General features: G+C 74.5%; 16 protein-coding genes and 1 pseudogene. 2 read left to right on the top strand and 15 right to left on the bottom strand.

Annotated features, from left to right (window positions below; translation table 11 throughout):
* Nucleotides 1-22: 22 nt before the first annotated feature.
* The 11 genes from HL189_RS05890 to HL189_RS05940 all read right to left on the bottom strand — a co-directional run bounded on the left by HL189_RS05890 (nucleotide 23) and on the right by HL189_RS05940 (nucleotide 12,564).
* Entirely contained in the window at nucleotides 23-1,582 is a 1,560-nt protein-coding gene (locus HL189_RS05890) for a DEAD/DEAH box helicase (RefSeq protein ID WP_369132779.1), read from the bottom strand.
* 87 nt (nucleotides 1,583-1,669) lie between these two features.
* Entirely contained in the window at nucleotides 1,670-2,503 is an 834-nt protein-coding gene (locus tag HL189_RS05895; RefSeq protein WP_369133058.1) for an MgtC/SapB family protein, read from the bottom strand.
* Between the two features lie 61 nt (nucleotides 2,504-2,564).
* Nucleotides 2,565-3,635 (bottom strand): adenosine deaminase, encoded by a 1,071-nt coding sequence (locus HL189_RS05900; RefSeq protein WP_369132780.1) that lies wholly within the window; start codon nucleotides 3,633-3,635, stop codon nucleotides 2,565-2,567.
* A gap of 9 nt (nucleotides 3,636-3,644) precedes the next feature.
* Nucleotides 3,645-4,448, bottom strand: a complete 804-nt coding sequence (locus HL189_RS05905) for an ABC transporter permease (protein ID WP_369132781.1) — start codon at nucleotides 4,446-4,448, stop codon at nucleotides 3,645-3,647.
* The gene (locus tag HL189_RS05910) at nucleotides 4,445-5,329 is read right to left on the bottom strand and encodes an ABC transporter ATP-binding protein (protein WP_369133059.1); all 885 of its coding nucleotides are present in this window, start codon (nucleotides 5,327-5,329) and stop codon (nucleotides 4,445-4,447) included. Before HL189_RS05910 ends, HL189_RS05905 begins: the two co-directional genes overlap by 4 nt.
* A 251-nt stretch (nucleotides 5,330-5,580) precedes the next feature.
* On the bottom strand, nucleotides 5,581-6,861 hold the full coding sequence (locus HL189_RS05915) for a thymidine phosphorylase (RefSeq protein ID WP_369132782.1): 1,281 nt from the start codon (nucleotides 6,859-6,861) through the stop codon (nucleotides 5,581-5,583).
* Nucleotides 6,858-7,283, bottom strand: a complete 426-nt coding sequence (locus HL189_RS05920) for a cytidine deaminase (RefSeq protein ID WP_369132783.1) — start codon at nucleotides 7,281-7,283, stop codon at nucleotides 6,858-6,860. The genes HL189_RS05915 and HL189_RS05920 overlap by 4 nt, the downstream gene beginning before the upstream one ends.
* Before the next feature lie 76 nt (nucleotides 7,284-7,359).
* Complete coding sequence (locus HL189_RS05925; protein ID WP_369132784.1) at nucleotides 7,360-8,634, bottom strand: ABC transporter permease; 1,275 nt, start codon at nucleotides 8,632-8,634, stop codon at nucleotides 7,360-7,362.
* Nucleotides 8,631-9,785 carry an ABC transporter permease gene (locus HL189_RS05930; RefSeq protein WP_369132785.1) on the bottom strand — a complete coding sequence of 385 codons (1,155 nt, stop codon included), beginning with the start codon at nucleotides 9,783-9,785 and terminating at the stop codon, nucleotides 8,631-8,633. Before HL189_RS05930 ends, HL189_RS05925 begins: the two co-directional genes overlap by 4 nt.
* Nucleotides 9,782-11,326: an ABC transporter ATP-binding protein gene (locus tag HL189_RS05935; protein WP_369132786.1), complete on the bottom strand. Its 1,545-nt coding sequence runs from the start codon at nucleotides 11,324-11,326 to the stop codon at nucleotides 9,782-9,784. Before HL189_RS05935 ends, HL189_RS05930 begins: the two co-directional genes overlap by 4 nt.
* A 182-nt stretch (nucleotides 11,327-11,508) precedes the next feature.
* Nucleotides 11,509-12,564, bottom strand: coding sequence for a BMP family protein (locus HL189_RS05940; protein WP_369132787.1), 1,056 nt, complete (start codon nucleotides 12,562-12,564; stop codon nucleotides 11,509-11,511).
* A 245-nt stretch (nucleotides 12,565-12,809) separates the two neighbouring features.
* Between HL189_RS05940 and HL189_RS05945 the strand changes: the two genes are divergently transcribed.
* On the top strand, nucleotides 12,810-14,141 hold the full coding sequence (locus HL189_RS05945; protein WP_369132788.1) for a D-alanyl-D-alanine carboxypeptidase family protein: 1,332 nt from the start codon (nucleotides 12,810-12,812) through the stop codon (nucleotides 14,139-14,141).
* A 112-nt stretch (nucleotides 14,142-14,253) separates the two neighbouring features.
* Here HL189_RS05945 and HL189_RS05950 read toward each other — a convergent pair.
* From HL189_RS05950 to hisC, 4 genes and pseudogenes are all read right to left on the bottom strand, one after another.
* Nucleotides 14,254-15,156, bottom strand: a pseudogene (locus HL189_RS05950) (YihY/virulence factor BrkB family protein); the annotation flags it as partial.
* Between the two features lie 49 nt (nucleotides 15,157-15,205).
* The gene (locus tag HL189_RS05955; RefSeq protein ID WP_369132789.1) at nucleotides 15,206-15,799 is read right to left on the bottom strand and encodes a 2'-5' RNA ligase family protein; all 594 of its coding nucleotides are present in this window, start codon (nucleotides 15,797-15,799) and stop codon (nucleotides 15,206-15,208) included.
* A 31-nt stretch (nucleotides 15,800-15,830) separates the two neighbouring features.
* The gene (gene trpS, locus HL189_RS05960; RefSeq protein WP_369132790.1) at nucleotides 15,831-16,847 is read right to left on the bottom strand and encodes a tryptophan--tRNA ligase; all 1,017 of its coding nucleotides are present in this window, start codon (nucleotides 16,845-16,847) and stop codon (nucleotides 15,831-15,833) included.
* A 36-nt stretch (nucleotides 16,848-16,883) separates the two neighbouring features.
* Complete coding sequence (gene hisC / locus HL189_RS05965) at nucleotides 16,884-18,008, bottom strand: histidinol-phosphate transaminase (protein WP_369132791.1); 1,125 nt, start codon at nucleotides 18,006-18,008, stop codon at nucleotides 16,884-16,886.
* Between the two features lie 59 nt (nucleotides 18,009-18,067).
* Between hisC and galE the strand changes: the two genes are divergently transcribed.
* Entirely contained in the window at nucleotides 18,068-19,024 is a 957-nt protein-coding gene (gene galE / locus HL189_RS05970) for a UDP-glucose 4-epimerase GalE (RefSeq protein WP_369132792.1), read from the top strand.
* The last annotated feature ends 20 nt before the right edge of the window (nucleotides 19,025-19,044 follow it).

The raw sequence follows: 19,044 nt of genomic DNA on the forward strand, positions 1-19,044 counted from the left end.
GCGGGGGGCAAGGGGGTCCTTTTCAGTAGGAGCGGGTCGGGCGGCCGCCGGAGCGCTGCCCCTCGCCCTGGCCGCGGTAGCCACCGGGACGCCGGTCCCGGTCACCGTGCGGGCGCTCGCCCTGCGGGCGGCCGCCGTACGACCGCTCCCCGGAGGGCCGCTCGCCCTGCGGGCGGTCGCCGAAGGACCGGTCGCGGTCGCCGAAGGAGCGACGCGGACCAGCGCGGTGACCGCCGGGACGCTCGCCGTCGCGACGCGGGCGCCGGCCACCGGGACCACCGGCCGGACGGCGCGACTCGCGGACCGGACGGGCGACCGGCTCGACGAACGTGCCGCCGGCGACCAGCTCGTCGATCGGGGCGTCACCCGGGCGGACCCGGGTGACCTGCGGGTCGACCTTGGCCTGGCGGAACCGGCGCTTGGCCTGGCCCACCTGGTCGGGCAGGAGCAGGGAGACCACGACACCCGCGGCACCGGCGCGCGCGGTGCGGCCGGAACGGTGCAGGTAGGTCTTGTGGTCTGCCGGCGGGTCGTAGTGCAGGACCAGCGAGACGTCGTCCACGTGGATGCCGCGGGCGGCGACGTCGGTGGCCACCAGCACCGGGCTGCGGGCGTCGGTGAACGCCTCCAGCGCCCGGCGGCGCGCCGCCTGCGGCAGGCCGCCGTGGATCGGCTCGGCGTGGATGCCGACGGCCTGCAGGTTGCCGGCCAGCCGGTCGGCACCGTGCTGGGTGCGGACGAAGACGATGATCCGGCCCGGGCGGGAGGCCATCTGCTCGGCGACCTTCAGCTTGTCCGGGAAGGACACGCTGTAGGCCAGGTGCTCGGCAGCCGGGCCGGTGTCCTCCGCGCGGACGACCTCGTGCCGGGCCGGGTCCTTGAGGTAGCGGCGGACCAGGGTGTCGACCTCGCCGTCCAGGGTGGCCGAGAACAGCAGCCGCTGGGCGTCGCGCCGGGTCTGGTCGAGCAGCTCCTTGACCACCGGCAGGAAGCCGAGGTCGGACATGAAGTCCGCCTCGTCGATGATCGAGACCTCGACCTCGGCGAGGGTGGCCTCGCCCTGGTTGATGAGGTCCTGCAGCCGGCCGGGGGTGGCGATGAGCACGTCCACGCCGCGGCGCAGCTGCTGGATCTGGCGGTACATCGAGGCGCCGCCGTAGACGGCCGCCATCTGCACGCCGATGGCCTGACCGAGCGGGGCCAGGTTGTCGTGCACCTGCTGGGCCAGCTCACGGGTGGGCACCAGCACCAGGCCGCGGGCGGGGCGGCGGCCCTGCCGCACGTCCGCGCCGATCCGGGCGAGCATCGGCAGGCCGAACGCGAGCGTCTTGCCCGATCCGGTGGCGGCCTTGCCGAGCACGTCGCGCCCGGCGAGCGCGTCGGGCAGCGCGGAGGTCTGGATGGCGAACGGGTGCCGGATGCCGCGCCGCTCCAGGCCGGTCACCAGCTGCGGGGGCAGCCCCAGCTCGGCGAAGGTCGGGCCGGTGGGCTCGGGGGTCTCCTCGGTCACGGCCGCGGCCGTGGTCTCGGGGAGGTCGTTCTCGGGGGCGTTCTGGACGTCGACAGAGTCGAACGAGGACAAGCGGGGACTCCGATACAGATCGGTGCGCGTCCCGTGGTGGTGCAGGGACGCGGGAAGCCCGGCGTCCTCACTGGCGATCGTTCTGCGTCAGCGGTGACGCCGGATCTGCACGGATGCGCTCGTACCCGGACAGTTCCGTCCGGGAGGATGGCCGGCAGACGCCGACCCACACAGGTTAGCAGCGTCGGACCTGGGATGATTCCCGCCCGTGGCGTGACCGGCGACGCAGCGTCGCCGGTCAGTCCGCCTCCTCGTCGACGTCCCCGGCGGTGACGGCCAGCACGCCGCCGACGTCGCTGAGCCACGCGGCGAGGTCCGTGGCGGTCCCCGGCCCTCGACGGTCGGCTGCCGGGACACCCGCCGGCCACCCCGCCCGCCGTCGTCCCACCGGTCATCCTCGTCCGGTGCGGTGGCCAGGTGCCGGACGGCGAAGCCCCGGCTGGTGCGCTCCGCCAGCGCCCGGCGCAGCACGCCCCCGCCCTCCCGGTAGGTCAGGTGCACCTGGTGGACGCCGGTCAGCCGCCGCGACAGCCGCCGGGACAGCGGCGTGAACCCGTACACGATGACGAAGTGCCCCGCGGTCACCAGGACGGCGAGCAGCGGCAGCCCGGCACCGGCGGCCATGCCGACCGCCGCGGTCAGCCAGACGACGGCGGCCGTGGTCAGCCCGCGGACGGCGTCGCGGCGGACGAACAACAGCCCGCCGCCGATGAAGCCCAGGCCCGAGACGACCTCCGCGGCCATCCGGGAGGGGTCGATGCTGACCCCCGGACCGGCGACGTCGAAGAAGCCGTACTTGCTGATCAGCATGAACAGCGCGGATGCGAACCCGACGATGGTGAGCGTGCGCAGCCCGGCCGACTTCTGCCGCAGCTCCCGCTCCAGCCCGATCAGCGCCGACAGCAGGAAGGCGACCCCCAGGTCACCGACCTGCTCCCAGTCCTGCCCGAGGGGTGGGTCAGCGCCAGCGCCGTCACGGTGGTCAGGCGCGCAGCGCGGCGTACCCGGGACGGACGACGTCGGCCAGCAGCCGCGCGCGCTCGGTGTCGTCCACGAAGGCGGCGGCGAGGGCCCGCTCGGCGACGGTCTGCACGTCGTCCCAGGTCCAGCCGAACGTCCCGGCCACCGCGGTCAGCTCGCTGCTCGCCGAGACCCCGCTCATCAGCCGGTTGTCGGTGTTGAGCGTGACGGCGAACCCGGCCCGGTGCAGCCGGTCGACCGGGTGCGCGGCCAGCGACGGGTAGGCGCCGGTCTGCACGTTGGACGACGGCGCGACCTCCAGGACGACCTGCTCGTCGCGCACCCGCTGGGCGACCGGGCCGAGCGGGCCGTCGGGCTGGACCTCGTCGGCGATGCGCACCCCGTGGCCGAGCCGCTCCGCCCCGGCGCCGTCCAGCGCGGCGAGGATGGAGGGGATGCCGGCCGCCTCACCGGCGTGCACGGTCCGGTGCGCCCCGGCCCGGTCGAGGACGGCGATCGCCTCCGGGATGCGGTCCGGCGGGAACCCGTCCTCGGGGCCGGCCAGGTCGAAGCCGACCACCCCGACGTCGAGGTGGCGGACGACCTGCCGGGCGACCTCCACCCACCGGTCGGCCTGGCGCATCGCGCACAGGAGGGTCCCGACGACGATCGGCCGGCCGGCCGCCGCGGCCTCGTGCGCGCCCTGCGCGTACCCGTCGAGCATCGCCTCGACGGCCGCCTCCAGCGGCATGGCGGTCAGCAGCTCGGGGGCCATCCGCACCTCGGCGTAGACGACGCCGTCGGCGGCCAGGTCGAGGGCGCACTCCCGGGCGACCCGCTGGACCGCCTCGGGTCGCTGCATCACCGCCACGGTGTGCGCGAAGGTCTCCAGGTAGCGCACCAGGGACCCGGAGTCCGCGGCCTCGCGGAACCAGCGCCCCAGCGCCTCCGGCTCGTCGGCGGGCAGGTCGCGGTAGCCCGCCTCCTCGGCCAGCTCGAGCACCGTGCCGGGCCGCAGGCCGCCGTCCAGGTGGTCGTGCAGCAGCACCTTCGGCGCGCGGGCGAGGGTCTCGGCGGTGATGTCGGCGGGCATCCGGAGAAGCTACCTGTCGCCGCGGTCCTGCCAGCGGAAGGTGCGCAGGCACAGCACCAGCCCGAGCAGGCACCAGATGCCCAGCACGAGCGCGACGCGCCCCAGCTCCCAGCTGCCGGCCGGCTCGTCGGCCGCCAGCTGCTCGGGGAGGAACACCGACCGCATGCCCTGCGCCATCCACTTGACCGGGAACAGCGAGGCGATGGTCTGCACCCAGTGCGGCAGCTGCCCGAAGGGCATGAACACCCCGGAGACGAACATCAGCAGCAGCGCCGCGGGGCTCACCAGCGCCGACGCCGCCCGCCGGTTGGGCGCGAGGCTGGAGACGGCGATCCCGAGCAGCGTGCAGGCGGTGATGCCGAGCAGGCCGACCCAGGCGAAGGTGAGCCAGTCCCGGGCCGAGGGCAGCGCGGTGTCGTAGACGAGGACGCCCACGACGAGCAGCAGCGCGATGGTGACCGCCGCGACGGCGAGCACCTGCACAACCTTGCCGACGAAGTAGGCGCTGGCCGGCATCGGGGTGCCGCGCAGGCTCTTCAGCGTCCCGTCGGACCGCTCGCTGGCGATGTAGATGCCCAGGTTCTGCAGGCTCGCCCCGACGATGCCGGCCACGATCACGCCGGCCATGAAGTACTGCGAGAAGTCGACGCCGTACCCGATGTCGTACTCGAGGACCGAGCCGACCCCCAGCAGCAGGACCACGGGGAACAGGACGGTGAAGGTCACCGCCTCGCGCTGCCGGAAGAACTCCTTGAGCTCGACCGAGATCCGGGTGCCGTAGGCCCCGGGCAGCGGGGTCTCCGTCGAGCTCACGGACGGTCTCCGATCATGCGCAGGTACGTGTCCTCCAGCGTCGGCCGGCTGACCGCGAGGTCCGGCACCTCGCCGGGGAAGCGCGCTGCCAGCTCCCGCACGAAGGCGGTCGGGGTGGCGGTCTCGGCGGTGCGCCGGACGCCGTCCTCGGTCCAGGAGACGACCGCCGGGGCGAGCCCTCGCCCACCCAGCTCGCCGGGGACCCCGATCTCCAGCACCCGGCCGTGCGCGATCACGCCCACCCGGTCGGCCAGCGCCTCGGCCTCGTCGAGGTAGTGGGTGGTGAGGAGGATCGTCGTGCCGAGCTCCCGCAGCTCGCGGACCAGCGCCCAGAACTGCCGCCGGGCCTCCGGGTCGAAGCCGGTGGTCGGCTCGTCCAGGAACAGCAGCTTCGGCCGCCCGACGATGCCCAGCGCGACGTCCAGCCGGCGGCGCTGCCCGCCGGAGAGGGTGCGGCCGCGGGCCCCGGCCTTCTCCGTGAGGCCGACCAGCGCGAGCACCTCGCCGGGGTCGCGGGGGTCGGGGTAGTAGGACGCCTGCGCCTGCAGCAGCTCGCGGCAGGTGAGCTGGCTGTCCCCGGCGCCGGACTGCAGCACGATGCCCAGGTCGGCCTTCCAGCGGCGGCCGCCGGTGGCCGGGTCGACCCCGAGGACCCGCACCTCGCCGTCGTCCCGGTCCCGGAAGCCCTCCAGCACCTCGACGGTGGTGGTCTTGCCGGCACCGTTCGGGCCGAGCAGCGCGAAGATCTCGCCGCGCCGGATGTCCAGGTCGATCCCGTCGACGGCGGCGCGGTCGCCGTACCGCTTGACGAGGCCGCGGACGGAGATCGCGGCGTCCGGGTCGAGCTCCTCCGTCGGCCGCCTCCAGGGTCCCGCCGCCAGCCCTGCCGGCCCCGTACCGGGGTCCGCTCCGAGCGGGCGAGGGGTGGGGAGGACGGGGTCCTTCTCGGTGGGGAGGAGGTGGTCCTTCTGCACGAGGGCCCAGTGTCCTCCCCAGCGCCGAGCGCTCCGCGCCCCCCACCCCTCGTCCTCCGCGATCATGCAGTCGGGGACGCGGCGCGCCGTCCGCGGACGGCATGTCGCGTCCTCAGCTCCATGATCGTCGGGGGGCGGCGTCGGGGGTGCGGGCCGGCTCAGGCGGTGAGCCGGTCGACGACCAGCGGCAGCGGCCGGTCGCCGGTGTCGACGCCGATCGCCCCCTCCAGCGCCTCCAGCGCCCGCGGGATGCGCGCGGCATCATCGGTGTGCAGCTCCAGCAGCGGCTGCCCGGCGGTGACCCGCTCGCCCACCCCAGCGGCCCAGGTGACCCCGGCCGCGGCGGACACCGGGTCCTCCTTGCGGGCCCGGCCGGCACCCAGCCGCCAGGCGGCGACGCCCAGCGCGTAGGCGTCCAGCCGGGTGAGGGTGCCGGTCGTGGGGGCGGTCACCACCTGCCGCTCGGCCGGCTGCGGCAGCGGGGCGTCCGGGTCGCCGCCCTGGGCGCTGATCATGCGCCGCCACACGTCCATGGCCCGCCCGTCGGCGAGCGCGTCGGCGGGGTCGACGTCGTCCCGGCCCGCGCCGGCGAGCATCTCCCGGGCCAGGGCGAGGGTGAGCTCGACGACGTCGGCGGGCCCGCCCCCGGCGAGCACCTCGACGGACTCGGCCACCTCCACGGCGTTGCCCGCCGCGCGGCCCAGCGGGCGGTCCATCGCGGTCACCAGCGCCACCGTGCGCACCCCGGCCGCCTCCCCCAGCCCGACCATGGTGCGGGCCAGCTCCCGGGAGGAGTCGACGTCCTTCATGAACGCCCCCGAGCCGGTCTTGACGTCCAGCACGAGCGCGTCGGCGCCCTCGGCGATCTTCTTGCTCATGATCGAGCTGGCGATCAGCGGGATCGACTCGACGGTGCCGGTCACGTCCCGCAGCGCGTAGAGCCGCTGGTCCGCCGGCGCGAGGTCGTTGCCCGCCGCGCAGATGACCGCGCCGACGTCCCGCAGCTGCTGCACGTACTCGGCGTCGGTCAGCGACGCCCGCCAGCCGGGGACCGACTCCAGCTTGTCCAGCGTGCCGCCGGTGTGGCCGAGCCCCCGGCCGGACAGCTGGGGCACCGCGACGCCGCAGGCGGCGACCAGCGGCGCGAGCGGCAGCGTGGTCTTGTCCCCGACCCCGCCGGTGGAGTGCTTGTCGGCGGTGGGCCGGCCCAGCGAGGACAGGTCCTTGCGGACGCCGGAGTCGATCATCGCCTGGGTCCAGACGGCCAGCTCGTCCGGCGACATGCCGCGGAAGAGGACCGCCATGAGCAGCGCGCTCATCTGCTCGTCGGGCACCTCCCCGGCGGTGTAGGCGCCGATCACCCAGCGGATCTGCTCCGGGGTCAGCGGCCGCCCGTCCCGCTTGGCGCGGATGACGTCGATGGCGTCGAACGCGGTCATGCACGCCCCTCGCGCTCGGCGGCCGCGACGAGGTCGTCGGGACCGAACGCGTCGGGCAGCACCTGGCTCATGGGCACGATGCCCAGCGACACCGTCTCCAGCAGCATCGCGGCACCGCCGTGCTCCCACAGCAGCTGCCGGCAGCGGCCGCAGGGCATCAGCGGCTGCCCGTCCCCGCCGACGCAGGCGACCGCCACCAGCCGGCCGCCGCCGGTGCGGGCCAGGTCGCTGACCATGCCGCACTCGGCGCACAGCCCCACCCCGTAGGAGGCGTTCTCGACGTTGCAGCCGGTCACCACCCGGCCGTCGTCGACCAGCCCGGCGACCCCGACGGGGAACTTCGAGTAGGGCACGTAGGCGTGCGTCATGACCTCCCGCGCGGCGGTGCGGAGGACGTCCCAGTCGATCTCGGGTGCAGTCATCGGGTCGCTCCCGCGGCCCGCTCCGCTCCTCGCTCGCTGGCGCTCGCTGCGATGCTCACGAGCCTGTCCGCTCCCATCAGTGCTCTCCTCGTCGGTAGACCAGCCCGTCGGCCTTCGGCATCCGGAGCCGCTGGGAGGCCAGCGACAGCACCAGCAGCGTGACCAGGTGCGGGGTGAAGGAGACGATGCCCGTCGGCAGCTCCTCGATGGTCAGGTAGCCGGCCATGGCGGCCGCGGCGAAGACCAGGGCGAGCACGCCCTGCACCACCCGCCGGCGGAGCAGCTGCCAGATGCCGATGGCCACCAGCAGCACCGCGACCAGCAGCAGCAGGGCGACCACCGCGCTGCGGCTGCGCAGCTGCAGCCCGTCGGCGAAGCCGAACAGCAGCGCGCCGCCGGTGAGCCCGCCGGGCCGCCAGTTGCCGAAGATCAGCGCCGCGAGGCCGATGAAGCCGCGGCCGTTGGTCTGGCCCTCGCGGTAGATGTTCGCGATGAACACCAGGACGACGCCGCCCAGGCCGGCCAGCGCGCCGGAGATGATGACCGCGATGTACTTGATCCGGTACACCGCGACGCCGAGGGAGTCCGCGGCGACCGGGTTCTCGCCGCAGGACCGCAGCCGCAGCCCGAACGCGGTGCGCCACAGCAGCAGGTAGGTGGCCGGCACCAGCAGCACCGCGATCAGCGTCAGCACGCCCACGCTGGTGGTGAAGCCGCGCAGCACCCCGGCCAGGTCGCTGACCAGGAACCAGTGCAGCTCCTCCAGCCGGCCGAGCAGGTCCGGCCCGCTGGAGAGCACCGGCACGGAGAACGACGGCGGCCGGCTCGCCATCCCCGGTGACTGGGTGATGCCGGCACCGTCGTCCCGCCCGGTGTAGACCGACTCGGAGAGGAACCGGACGACGCCCGCGGCGAGGATGTTGATCGCCACGCCGGAGATCACGTGGTCGACCCCGAAGGTCACCGTGGCGACGGCGTGGAGCAGCCCGCCCAGCGCGCCGAACAGCAGCCCGCCGATGATCGCCGCCTGCCAGCCCCACTGGTAGCCGGCGTACCCGGCCCCCCAGGTGCCCAGGATCATCATGCCCTCGAGGCCGATGTTGACCACGCCCGCGCGCTCGGCGTACAGCCCGCCCAGCGCGACCAGCAGGATCGGCGCGGTCAGCAGCAGGGCGGCGGAGAACGTCGAGGACGACGTCAGCGCGTCCTCGCCGCTGACGACCCGCACCAGGGAGATGAGCACGAGCAGCAGGGCGACCCCGAGCCAGACCCGCCGGGCGCCGGTCAGACCGCGGAGGCGACCCGCCACCCCGGACGGCGCCGAGGTGTCCGTCGACGTCGTCGTGCTCATGAGGTGACCTCCTGGGCGGCGGCCGGCTGCGGCGCCTGCGGCACCGGCGCGCTCGGCGCCTGGCGGCTGGCCCGCTCGGCCGCGCGGCGGCTCAGCCGCCGGGCGATCTCGTTGGCGACGACCACCGCGAGCACGATCGTGCCCTGGATGATCGTGACGACCGAGGACGGGAGCTGGGCCGCCTGCAACGGCACCGAGGCCCGGTCGAGGAAGGCGTAGAGCACCGCGGCGAGGGCGATGCCGGCGGGGCTGTTGCGGCCCAGCAGCGCGACGGCGATGCCCAGGAAGCCCAGCCCGGAGGTGAAGTCGCTGTTGTACTCGTAGGTGCGGCCGAGCAGGTCGGGCAGCCCGATGAGCCCGGCCACCGCCCCGGACAGCAGCATGGTCTTCACCACCATGCCCCGGGCGTCGACGCCGCTGGCGCTGGCCGCCGACGGCGAGAGGCCGGTGGCCCGCAGGTCGAACCCGAAGCGGGTCCGCTGCAGCAGCACCCACACCAGGACCCCGACGACCACCGCCACCAGCAGGAAGCCGTACAGCTGCCGCGGCGGGTTGGCCAGCCCGAGGACGTCGAAGACCCCGTTGAGCCCGCCGATCCGGCCGGACTCGGGGATCTCTGCGGTGGCGACGATCGAGGCGCCCTCCGGGCTGCCCCGGAACGGCCCGGTGAGCAGGTAGGAGGCCAGGCCCAGCGCGATCGTGTTCAGCATGATCGAGCTGATCACCTCGCTCACCCCGCGGGTGACCTTGAGGACGGCGACGATCCCGGCCCACAGCGCGCCGACGACCATCGCGACCGCGATGATCAGCGCGACGTGCAGCGGCCCGGGCAGGACGACGGCGGCACCCACCGTCGCGGCGATGATCGTGGCCATCCGGTACTGGCCCTCGACGCCGATGTTGAACAGCCCCATCCGGAACCCGATCGCCACCGCGAGGCCGGCGAGGAACAGCGGCAGCGCCCGGTTGAGGACGGCGACCATCTGGGTGACCTGCTGGCTGGGGGTGTCCCCGAAGTCGGCCATCACCGACAGCACCCGGAACGGGTTGACCCCGAGCGCGCCCATCACCAGCCCGGAGATGGCCAGCGCGATGAGCAGCGCCATCGCGGGGGCCAGCAGGACCGCGCCCCACCGGCGCAGCGGGCTCACGCCGCGCCCGCCGGGGACGGGTGGTGCCCGCCGGTCATGTGCCCGCCGAGCTCCTCGGGGGTGACCGAGCGGGGGTCGACGGTGGCGACCAGCTGCCCGCGCAGCATGACGTGCAGGGTGTCGGACAGGCCGATCAGCTCCTCGAGGTCCGCGGAGACCAGGACGATGGCCATCCCCTCGGCGCGGGCGTCCTTCAGCAGCTCCCAGATGACCGCCTGGGCGCCGACGTCGACGCCCCGGGTCGGATGGGCGGCCAGCAGCACCCGGGGGTGCGCGCTCATCTCCCGCCCGACGATCAGCTTCTGCTGGTTGCCGCCGGAGAGGGCGACGGCGAGGGTGTCCGGGCCGGGCGCGCGGACGTCGTAGTCCCGCATGATCCGCCCGGTGTCCTCCCGGGCCGCCTTCCGGTCGATGAACCGGCCGTTGCCCGCCGGCGGGCGGGTCTGGTGACCGAGGATGCGGTTCTCCCACAGCGGGGCCTCGAGCAGCATCCCCTGCCGGTGCCGGTCCTCGGGGATGAAACCGATGCCGCTCTCCCGCCGGCGGCGGGTCGACCAGCCGGTGATGTCCTGCCCGCCGAGGGCCACCGTGCCGGCGGAGGGCAGGCGCAGGCCCAGCAGCGCGTCGATCAGCTCCGCCTGGCCGTTGCCCTCGACACCGGCGATCCCGACGACCTCGCCCTCGCGGACGGTCAGCGTGACGTCCTCCACCACGGCCCGTCCGCCGCCGGCACCGGGCACGGTGAGCCCGCGCACCTCGAGCACGGGCACCTCGCGCACCGTGGACTCGCGCGTGGCCGGGGTGGGCAGCTCGGCGCCGACCATCATCTCGGCGAGCTGCCGGGCGGTCGTCGTCCGGGGATCGGCGGTGCCCACCGTCGTCCCCCGCCGGATGACGGTGATGGTGTCGGCGACCTTGCGGACCTCGTCGAGCTTGTGCGAGATGAAGATGACCGTCAGGCCCTCGCGCTTGAGCTCGGCCAGGTTGCCGAACAGCTCGTCGACCTCCTGCGGCACGAGGACGGCGGTGGGCTCGTCGAGGATCAGCGTGGTCGCGCCCCGGTAGAGGACCTTGGCGATCTCGACGCGCTGCCGGTCCCCGACACCGAGGTCCTCGACCAGCTCATCAGGGTCCAGCCCGAGGGAGTAGCTGTCGGAGATCTCCCGGATGCGGCGGCGCGCGGTGGCCCGGTCCAGCCGGCCGCCGCGGGTCGGCTCGCTGCCGAGGACGACGTTCTCCAGGACGGTGAAGTTGTCGGCCAGCATGAAGTGCTGGTGCACCATGCCGATGCCGGCGGCGATCGCGTCGTTGGGGCTGCGGAAGTGCACCTCGCGGCCGCCGACGAGGACCTGCCCCTCGTCCGGGCGGTGCATCCCGTACAGCGTCTTCATCAGCGTGGACTTGCCGGCCCCGTTCTCGCCGACGATGGCGTGCACCTCGCCCCGGGTGACGCGCAGCTCGATGTCCTTGTTGGCGACTACGCCGGGGAAACGCTTGGTGATCCCGCGCAGCTCCACCGCGAGCGGTGTCGACTCGTCCAATCCTGTCTCCTCGGGGCCGGTGCGGTGGGGGCGGCCGCGGCGGGGGTCCTCCCGACCGCGACCGACGGCGTCCTCACTCGACGCCGAGACCGTACACACGGAAAACGACGGGTCCGGGGGCTGTGGCGCCCCGGACCCGCCGCCTTCCGTCCGTGCTCAGGAACTGCTCCCCGCGCAGCGCGTCACGGGGTGGTCGGGACCTCGATCTCGCCGCCGACGATCTGCTGCTCGAAGGTGTCCAGCTGGGCCGAGATGTCGTCGATCTTCCCGCCGGAGGTGGACAGGCCGACGCCCTCGGACTCGAGGTCGGCGACCCGGTCCTCGCCGCCGGTCACGGTGCCCTCGGAGTAGTCGGTGATGAACTGCTGGATCGCGTTGTCGACCCGCTTCAGCACCGAGGTCATGATGACCGCCTGCAGCGCCGGGTCACCGATCGTCTCGTACTGGTCGGAGTCGACGCCGATGGCCTGCCCGCCGGCCTCGGCCGCGGCGCGGAACACGCCCTGCCCGGAGGCGCCGGCGGCGTGGTACACGATGTCCGCCCCGCCCTGGTACATGCCCTGGGCCAACGTGTAGCCCTTGGCCGGGTCGGAGAAGCCGGAGAAGTCACCGGCGGGCGAGATGTACTGGACGTCGACCTGGATGCCCGGCTTGGCGGCCTGGGCGCCGGCGACGTAGCCGGCCTCGAACTCCTGGATCAGCGGCGACTCGACGCCGCCGACGAAGCCGATGTGGTTGGTCTGCGACTTCAGCGCCGCGGCCACACCACCGAGGAAGGAGCCCTCGTTGGCGGCGAACAGCAGACCGGTCACGTTGTCCAGACCGGCGTCGGCGACCGAGGAGTCGACGATCGCGAACGTCGTGTCGGGGTACTGCGGCGCCACCTCGGCGATCGCGTCGGCGAAGGCGAAGCCGACCCCGATGACCGGGTTGGAGCCGTCGTCGGCGAGCTGGGTGAGCAGGTCGACGCGGTTGGAGGCGTCGGCGTTCGGCGTGAGGTCGGTGACCGTGCCACCCAGCTCCTCGACGGCGGCCGAGGCGCCGGCGTAGGCGGAGTCGTTGAACGACTTGTCGCCCCGGCCGCCGGTGTCGTAGGCGATGCCGACCTGCAGCTCGCCGCCGCCCTCGGCGCTCGTGCCGGCGCTGCCGCCGCCGGCCGCGGGCTCGTCACTGGCACAGGCGGCCAGGGCCATGCTGCCGGCCAGCAGCAGCGCCATGGCCTGGGCGCTGGCCCTCATCCGACGCGCTCGGCGCAAGACGGTCTCCTCTCTCGGGGGCCGCGGACGACGTCGGTCGACCGCGTCCCGCTGCGGTGGATGTGCTGCCGTCCCCGCGCCGTCCGGCTCCCGCGTGCGCGGTCCGGCCAGGCGGCGGCGACTCCGGCACGCTAACGGCGGGCGGGAGCGGCGCAGGCGCCGGGAACCGGATAGAGACCCGATCGTTGCGTACCCGCCGCCCCGCCCGGCGGGCTAGCGTCCGGACCATGCGTCTGCTCCCGGCCGTCCGGCGCACCGCCGCGGGCCTCGCGGTGGGGCTCGTCCTGCTGGGCACCGGCGGCCCGGCGCTGGCCGAGGACGCCCGGCCCACGGTCGACCCCTCCGCGCCCTCCCCGACCGCCCCGTACGAGAACGGCCCGCCCCAGGGGCACGCCCCCGACGGCAGCACGGTGGGCGGTGAGGGGCTGGACACCCGCGGGCTGGTCACCACCGCCGGGGCGCCCGCGCTGCCCGAGGGCATCGACGCGCGTGGGTGGCTGGTCGCGGACGCGACCACCGGCGCGGTGCTCGGTGCGCGGGACCCGCACGGCCGCTACTACCCGGCGAGCACCCTCAAGACCCTGACGTTGCTCACCCTCGCGCCGGTGCTCGACCACGACCTCGTGGTGGAGGGGACGGAGGAGGACGAGGGGATCGAGGGCAGCCGGGTCGGGCTCGTGCGCGGCGGCCAGTACTCCGTGGACCTGCTGTTCCGGGCGCTGATGATGCAGTCGGGCAACGACGCGGCGAACGCCCTGGCCCGCGCGGCCGGCGGGGTGGAGAGCGCCGTCGCGGCGATGAACGAGACGGCGGAGCGGCTCGGGGCCGCCGACACCGTGGCCGGGACGCCGTCCGGGCTGGACGTCGCCGGGCAGTCCTCCTCGCCCTACGACCTGGCGCTGATCATGCGGCAGCTGGTGGCCGACCCCTACGCCCTCGACGTGCTGCAGACCCGGACCGCGCAGATGCCGCCCGTCCCCGGCCTGTCCGAGGGCTACCAGATCCAGAACGAGGACACCCTGCTCGACACCTACCCCGGCACGCTGGGCGGCAAGAACGGGTTCACCGACGCCGCCCGGCACACCTTCGTCGCCGCCGCGGAGCGGGACGGGCGGCGGCTGGTGGTCAGCGTCATGCAGGCCGAGCGGCTGCCGGTCAGCGCCCGGGACCAGGCGGCCCGGCTGCTGGACTGGGGGTTCGCCGTCCCGGCCGACGCGCGGGGGGTGGGGCGGCTGGTCGAGCCCGGGGAGGTGCCCATGGTCGCCGTCCCGGAGGGGTCCGGGACCGCCGACGGGGAGCTCTCGACCGAGGACGCCGCGGCCCTGTCGGCGTCGGCGGCGCGCACGCGCGGACCCGACATGGCGCTGGTCAGCGACGGCGGCGACGCCCGGTCGCCCTGGGTGCCGGTCGCCCTGGCGGCGGGCGCAGCCGGCATCGTCACCGCGACTCTGGTGGGGCGCCGACGGGCGGCCCGCCGCGTCCCGCCGAGCGGGCCAGCAGCCGGCCCGCCACCGCACCGGTCACCATCCCGGCACCCAGCAGACCCAGGACCAGCCTGACCGGGGACGTGGGGGAGCGCGGCTCGCCCGCAGCTGCCGGGGCGTCCGGCTCCGGCCCCGGCGCGGGCTCGGCGGGGGCACGCACCCGCTCGATCGCGGGGATCGTCGCCGTCCACGACGCGGTGTAGAACGCGAAGCGGGCGACCACGTTGATCCAGACGATCAGGCCGACGATCCCGCCGAGGGTCTGCGCGGTGACGTTGTCGCCGATGATGGTCAGGTAGGCGTTGCCGACCAGCTTGAGCAGCTCGAAGCCGACCGCACCGAACACCGCACCGGGCAGCAGCAGCCGCAGGCCGAACGGGTTGTCCGGCACCCCCTTGAGCAGCCAGAGGAACACCAGGGTGTCACCGAGCAGCGCGAGCAGGATCGCGATGCCGGCGGTGAGCAGGAAGAAGCCGGGGACGAGGTCCAGCCCGAGCCACTCGAGCAGCCGGGACGACGCCGCGGTGGCGGTGGTGGTCAGTCCGACGCTGATCCCCCCGGCGACGCCCAGGCCGAGCAGCGCCCCGAGGTCGCGGACCCGGTCGCGGAAGAAGTCCGCTGGGTCGGGCCGGCCGCGCCAGACGACGTCCATGCCCACCCGGAGCTTGTCGACCGCACCGAGCCCGATGAACAGGAAGCCGAGCAGGCCGAGCACCCCGACCACGCCGCGGGAGTCGATGGCGGCGTCCACCTGCTCGGCGAGCCGCTGCCCGGTGTCCCCCGGCACCGCGTCCTCGATGCCCTGGGCCAGGCGTTGCTCCAGCAGCGGGTTCCCCGACAGCACGTACCCGGCGACGGAGGCGGCCAGCAGCAGCACCGGGAACAGCGCGAGGAAGACGTAGTAGGTGACCCCGGCTGCCAGCAGGTCGCCCTGCACGCGGTTGTAGTGGCCACCGGCGTGCACCAGGTGGTCCAGCCACGGCCACCGGTCGCGGAACCGGCGGAGGACGCCTCGGGCACCGGTTGCGGCCCGGGCGAACACGTTCCCGCCGGGACCGGCAGCCGGGGCGGGAGGCCGCGGCTCGCTCACCGGTCGAGTGTCCCGGCTGGCGATCCCGCCCGCCGGGCCGCGGGGAGGGTCAGCCGGCGCCGGGCCCGGTGAGCGGGTACTCCTGGGACACCGCCCAGGCGCCGCCGGGCAGCTGCTCGAACTCGGTGAAGGAGTCGACCCGGAACTCGACGTGCAGGTCGGCCAGGCCGGCGTAGGCCATGTCCAGCATGTCGGTGGGCACGTCGTGGGCCACCGTGACGTGCGGGTGGTACGGGAAGTTCAGCGGCCGCGCGAGCGGGCCGCTGCGCACGTCGGCGGCGATCTGCTCGCAGTAGGCGATGCCCCGCGCGACGGCGACGAACACCACCTCCGACACCGGCCGGAACGTGCCCGTGCCCGACAGGTGCATGTCGAAGGGCGGATGTGCCGCGGCGACCCGCGCCAGGTGGGCGCTGATCGCCGACCGGTCGCCCACCGCCACCTCGGTGGGTGGCAGCAGGGTCACGTGCGGGGGCACCAGGCTGGCCTGCGGATCGCCGCACTTGCCGCGCCACTCGACGAACATCTGCGCCCAGGGCTCGGGGATCGACACGACCACACCCAGGACGGCGGTGTCCCGGGACCGGCGGGCGCCGAGGTCGTGGACGAAGGTGTCGTCGGCGCGGAAGGGGCGCTCGGTCACGCGACCTCCCCGCTCGTCGGTGCGCACGTGCTCACCGCGCCGCCCCGCCGGGCAGCAGGAAGCCCACCCGGTCGTACACGGTGGCCAGGGTGGCCGACGCCACCTCACGCGCCCGGGCGGCGCCGGCCGCGAGCACCCGCTCGAGCTCGGCGGGGTCGTCGAGCAGCTCGCGGGTGCGCTGCTGGATCGGGGCCAGCGCGTCGGTGACGACCTCGGCGAGCTCCTTCTTCAGGTCGCCGTAGCCGCGGCCGGCGAAGTGCTCCTCCAGCTCGGCGATGCTCCGGCCCGACAGCGCCGAGTGGATGACCAGCAGGTTGGTGACGCCCGGCTTCCCGACCGGGTCGGCGACGACCTCGCGGCCGGTGTCGGTGACCGCCGAGCGGATCTTCTTCGCGGTCACCTTCGGGTCGTCGAGCAGGTTGACGCAGCCGGCCGGCGGCAGGCTCTTGCTCATCTTCTTGTCCGGGGACTGCAGGTCCAGGACCTTGGCCGCGCCGGGCGGGGTAAACGCCTCCGGCAGGATGAAGGTCTGCCCGTACCGGCCGTTGAACCGGGTCGCGAGGTCGCGGGTCAGCTCCAGGTGCTGCTTCTGGTCCTCACCGACCGGCACCCGGGCGGCCTGGTAGAGCAGGATGTCCGCGGCCTGCAGCACCGGGTAGGTGAACAGGCCGACGCTGGTGCTCGCCGTCCCCTGGCGCTGGCTCTTGTCCTTGAACTGGGTCATCCGGCCGGCCTCACCGAAGCCGGTCAGGCACTCCAGCACCCAGGAGAGCTGGGTGTGCTCGGGGACGTGGCTCTGCACGAACAGCGCGCTGCGCGCCGGGTCGACGCCGAGCGCGACGAGCTGGGCGGCGGAGACCAGCGTGCGCCGCCGGAGCACGGCGGGGTCCGGCTGCTCCATGGTGATCGCGTGCAGGTCCACGACGCAGTAGAAGGCGTCGTGGTCCTCCTGCATGCTCACCCACTGCTTGAGGGCCCCCAGGTGGTTGCCGAGGTGGAACGAGTCCGCCGTCGGCTGGATGCCGGACAGCACGCGGGGCGCAGACACGTCCCCCATCGAACCACGCGGCCCGGGGGCCTCCGCTCAGGCTCCGGCGGCGGGCGAGGAGGCGCTGCTCAGGACGTCGTCCAGCGCGCCGAGGAAGACGTCGTCCTCCTCGGGGGTACCGACCGTCACCCGCAGCCCCTCCCCGGCGAACGGCCGGGTGATCACCGCGCGCCCCTCCAGCCCGGCGGCGACCTCGGCGGTGCGCTCCCCCAGGGGCAGCCACACGAAGTTCGCCTGGCTGTCGGCGACCGGGAGGCCGCGCTCGCGCAGCGCCGCGGTCAGCCGCGCCCGCTCCTCGACCACGGCGGCGCACCGGCGGCGCACCTCGTCCTCGCTGGCCAGGGCCGCGACCGCGGCGGCCTGCGCCAGGGTGGAGACGCTGAAGGGCACGTGCGTGCGGCGGACGGCGTCGGCGACCGCGGGGTCCTCGGCCAGCAGGTAGCCGACCCGCAGCCCGGCCAGCCCCCACGCCTTGCTGAACGTGCGCAGCACGGCGACGTTCGGCCGCCCGCGCATCAGCTCCACGCCGTCGGGGACGTCGGGGTCGGTGACGAACTCGCGGTAGGCCTCGTCGAGCACGACCAGCGTGTCGCCGGGCACCGCGTCGAGGAAGCGCTCCAGCTCCGCGCGGCGCACCGCCGTCCCGGTGGGGTTGTTCGGGTTGCAGACGAAGACCAGCCGGGTCGTGTCGTCGATCGCGGCGGCCAGCGCCGGCAGGTCGTGGGTGTCGGCGGCGCCACCGGGCGTGCCGGGGACCAGTGGCACCTGCCGGCTGCGCGCGCCGGCCACCTGGGCCAGCAGCGGGTACATCTCGAAGGACCGCCACGCGAACGCGATGGTCGTGCCCGGGTCGTTGTAGGCCTGAGCCAGCTGTTGGCAGAGGGTGACCGCACCGCAGCCGGTCGCCACCTGCGCCGGCTCGACGCCGTAGCGCTCGGCCAGCGCGGCGGTCAGGACGACGGCGCCGTTGTCCGGATAGCGGTTGGTCTCCCCCGCCGTCGCCGAGATGGCCTGCACGACGGCGGGCAGCGGCGGGAACGCGACCTCGTTGCTGGCCAGCTTGACCGCGCGCTCGACCCCGATCTCCCGGGCCAGGTCGGCCGGGTTGCGGCCCGGCTTGTACGCGGGCATCGCGGCGACGGCGGGACGGGGGCTGACCACGGGGCTCCTCTTCCGCGCGGCCGGCCGCCCCCCGGCGGGGTGCTGTCTAGGCTCGCACCATGCGCGTTCTCGTCACCGGCGGAGCCGGGTACATCGGCAGCGTAGTCACCGCAGCCCTGCTGGCCGACGGCCACGACGTCACGGTGCTCGACGACCTCTCGACCGGTCACGAGGACGCCGTCCCCGAGGGGGCCCGCTTCGTGCGGGCCTCGCTGCACGACTCGGCGCCCGTCCTGGCGGAGGCGGCTCCCGAGGCGGTGCTGCACTTCGCGGCCAAGAGCCTGGTCGGCCAGAGCCAGGTCGAGCCCGAGGTCTACTGGCACCACAACGTCGGGGGCACGCTGGCGCTGCTCGAGGCGATGCGCGCGGCCGGCTGCCGGCGGATCGTCTTCTCCTCCACCGCGGCCACCTACGGCGAGCCGGACGAGGTGCCGATCCCGGAGACCGCGCCGACCCGGCCGACCAACACCTACGGGGCCAGCAAGCTCGCCGTCGACCACATGCTGACCTCGTACGCGGTGGCCCACTCGTTCGCGGCGGTGAGCCTGCGGTACTTCAACGTGGGTGGCGCGGCGTACGGCCGGGGTGAGCGGCACACCACCGAGACGCACCTGATCCCGATCGCTCTGCAGGTGGCCGCCGGGACGCGGGACGCGCTGACCGTCCACGGGCAGGACTACCCGACCCCCGACGGCACGTGCATCCGCGACTACGTGCACGTGAAGGACCTCGCGGCCGCGCACCTGCTGGCGCTGCCCGCTCCCGCGCCCGGCGAGCACCGGATCTACAACCTCGGCAGCGGCAGCGGCTTCTCCGTGCAGGAGATGGTCGACGCCGTCCGCGAGGTCACCGGCCACGCGCTGCCGGTCATCGCCGGGCCCCGGCGGGCCGGCGACCCGGCGCGGCTGGTGGCCAGCTCCGCGCGCATCCACGACGACCTGGGCTGGGCCCCCGTGCACACCGACCTGCGAGAAATCGTCGGCGACGCCTGGGAGTTCGTCCAGAAGGGACGCTGAGGCGAAGGAGGACCCCCCGA

This window comes from Modestobacter sp. I12A-02662, from assembly GCF_041028325.1.
GTDB lineage: Bacteria > Actinomycetota > Actinomycetes > Mycobacteriales > Geodermatophilaceae > Modestobacter.

Coding starts and splice junctions, on each gene's coding strand:
- HL189_RS05900 (WP_369132780.1), bottom strand. CDS start 3,635: ATGCCCGCCGACATCACCGCCGAGACCCTCGCCCGCGCGCCGAAGGTG.
- HL189_RS05915 (WP_369132782.1), bottom strand. CDS start 6,861: ATGACCGCGTTCGACGCCATCGACGTCATCCGCGCCAAGCGGGACGGG.
- HL189_RS05920 (WP_369132783.1), bottom strand. CDS start 7,283: ATGACTGCACCCGAGATCGACTGGGACGTCCTCCGCACCGCCGCGCGG.
- HL189_RS05925 (WP_369132784.1), bottom strand. CDS start 8,634: ATGAGCACGACGACGTCGACGGACACCTCGGCGCCGTCCGGGGTGGCG.
- HL189_RS05940 (WP_369132787.1), bottom strand. CDS start 12,564: ATGAGGGCCAGCGCCCAGGCCATGGCGCTGCTGCTGGCCGGCAGCATG.
- HL189_RS05945 (WP_369132788.1), top strand. CDS start 12,810: ATGCGTCTGCTCCCGGCCGTCCGGCGCACCGCCGCGGGCCTCGCGGTG.
- galE (WP_369132792.1), top strand. CDS start 18,068: ATGCGCGTTCTCGTCACCGGCGGAGCCGGGTACATCGGCAGCGTAGTC.